At 62.9% G+C, this 2,047-nt stretch carries 2 protein-coding genes and 2 pseudogenes; 1 reads left to right on the forward strand and 3 read right to left on the reverse strand.

Annotation, left to right across the window (positions count from 1 at the left end; all coding sequences use genetic code 11):
• Positions 1-218 (reverse strand): annotated as a pseudogene (locus ACH4DZ_RS44995) (hypothetical protein); the annotation flags it as partial.
• On the opposite strand from ACH4DZ_RS44995, the gene ACH4DZ_RS45000 reads away from it, so the two are divergent.
• Positions 180-434: a transposase family protein gene (locus tag ACH4DZ_RS45000; protein WP_398295616.1), complete on the forward strand. Its 255-nt coding sequence runs from the start codon at positions 180-182 to the stop codon at positions 432-434. The pseudogene ACH4DZ_RS44995 and the gene ACH4DZ_RS45000 overlap by 39 nt on opposite strands.
• A 228-nt stretch (positions 435-662) precedes the next feature.
• On the opposite strand, the gene ACH4DZ_RS45005 is transcribed toward ACH4DZ_RS45000, so the two are convergent.
• Both ACH4DZ_RS45005 and ACH4DZ_RS45010 read right to left on the reverse strand, forming a co-directional pair.
• A complete protein-coding gene (locus ACH4DZ_RS45005; RefSeq protein ID WP_398295614.1) occupies positions 663-1,466 on the reverse strand; it encodes a GNAT family N-acetyltransferase in 804 nt (267 codons plus the stop codon).
• Between the two features lie 275 nt (positions 1,467-1,741).
• Positions 1,742-1,886, reverse strand: a pseudogene (locus ACH4DZ_RS45010) (DUF4913 domain-containing protein); the annotation flags it as partial.
• Positions 1,887-2,047: the final 161 nt, after the last annotated feature.

A 2,047-nucleotide genomic window follows, 5' to 3' on the forward strand; every position in this document is an offset into this window, starting at 1 on the left:
ACCGGTCGTCCCATACGAGACGGAGCCAGCAGCGGCTCGATCACTGCCCATGCCTGATCAGTCAGCTCATGACGACGCACCACGAACAGACCAACGCGCCAACCAACTTGCGGACACGACCCCGTCGCCGGGCCGTTGGTGCCGGGGCGAAACACAAACCGGTCCTGGTCGATCGACTGCTGGCCACCCTCGTCCGCCTTCGCAATGGCACCACCCATGACGTGCTGGCCTGCGGGTTCGGCGTCGACCGCTCCACCATCACTCGGCGATGCGCGGCTGCACCGCCGCCCCCGACGTCCGACAGCACTCCGGCACTGCTCCCATTGGGATCGCCAGCACGGACCGCGCACACCATCGCCTCGGCCGACTCTTCGGACAAGCCACTTCCCGGACCCGCCAGTAGCGAGCCCAGCCCTCCACCCCATGTGGCTTGACACATACAATCACGTGTCGCAACGACTCCTGGAAACCGCCCATCCAGCAGTGCAGGCGAGAGCGCAACGTCAGCGTGAAGACCAGGAGCAGCACCGCTAGAACGGGACTTGTGGCCGTCGGCCACTGCGAGCCGTCAGCTGCGCGTGATCACGGCCTACCAGCATAAGTTGCGAGCGGTCTTTACCCAGCTTTTCGACCGAGTCCGCACTGACGACGGTCTGCGCGCCCTAATGACCCTTGAGGCGGTAGAAGCGCATCGGCGAGTTCGGCCTGAAACCAATACGGGTGTACACCGGTTTCCCGGCGGCAGTCGCGTGCAGGGTGGCACGGGTCAGTCCGGTAGACCGAGCGCCCTCGTACAGTGCCTTCCGTGTCACCGCCTCACCGTAACCCCTGCGCTGCCACTCAGGCGCCGTGGCGACAAGCGCGAGAAATAGACTGTTTTCCGTTTCGACCGCCCCGGCGCATACCACAGGAACATCGTCCCGGAGGCCCAGGTAGGCGTGCACCTCATTCTTCCAAAGCGTCGAACCGTCAAGTCCGTCGCGACCCTCGTCCAGGGCGAAACCGTAGGCGCGCGAGTTGATGTCTGCATAGGCCCGAAGTTGTTCGTCTGTGGTCACGCGCACGAATGTCAGATCGGGGTGACTTGGCTCGGGCATACCGAGAATGTCCCCGGCCATCCCTGTGCTAGGGAAAGCGTATTCGAGTCCTGCCTTTTCGGCCATTACTTCCAGCGCTGAGCGTGCGCCGTCGTCGAGGAGGTCTTCGAATATCCATAGAAATCCAGAATGCTCTTTTGCACGCATGAGGTCTGCTGCCTCGCACATACGTCGCTCGGTCAGTTCGGCGTCCGTACCAATGTCGGTCAACGTAACGCAGTTCCAGAACTCGAACCGGGAGTCGGCCCAGCGAACTGCGATGCCTGGGAGATCTCGTACGTCTGCTGCCGCATCGCGGTCAAGTACCATGTCGCGCCAGACCGAAACGAGTTGCCCAAGCGATTCGACCGACTCGGTAAGATCAGTCACCGGTCCTCCAAGAGGTTTCGTTTTGTGGCACTCTGCCCACGAGTTTGCGAGTGCCGGTCGAGTAGGAGAACGGACTCAACGACTCCACGGTTCATACCAATGGGCTTGATCGGTTGTTCGGCTCCGAACCGGTCAAGGTGCTTAGTCATGTTACTGGTTGAGGTGCCAGCGTGGCCAAGACGAACGTGAGGAACGAGACCAGGAGCGTGGTCCGCCTGTGGGTGAGAGTTCACCGACGTGACCGAGACGTACCCGGAGCGCTCGCCGTTCAATTAGTGCCACTTGCCGGGTCCGGACATATCCGCGCCGGGGCCGGTCGGCTCCGCCCACGCGAGCCAGAGACCATGGAGCTGAGTGACCGCTTCGGTGTTGCCACCACCGGGAGCACCAGGGAGCCGTAGACGTCACTTCCCGGCCGTAACGGTGGCGGGTGTGTTCCGGTGCTGGGTGGCTTGGTGAAGGTCATCAAGGACGCTCCGGAGGCGATCCGTTCGGTGGCGCTCGACCGCGGTGATCTGAACCGCTACCGGGACATCACCGAGAAGCTGGAGGCATCCTTGACCGCGCTGCTCGGCGACGGC

The sequence above is a fragment of the Streptomyces sp. NPDC017991 genome (assembly GCF_044328075.1).
Classification (GTDB): Bacteria; Actinomycetota; Actinomycetes; order Streptomycetales; family Streptomycetaceae; genus Streptomyces.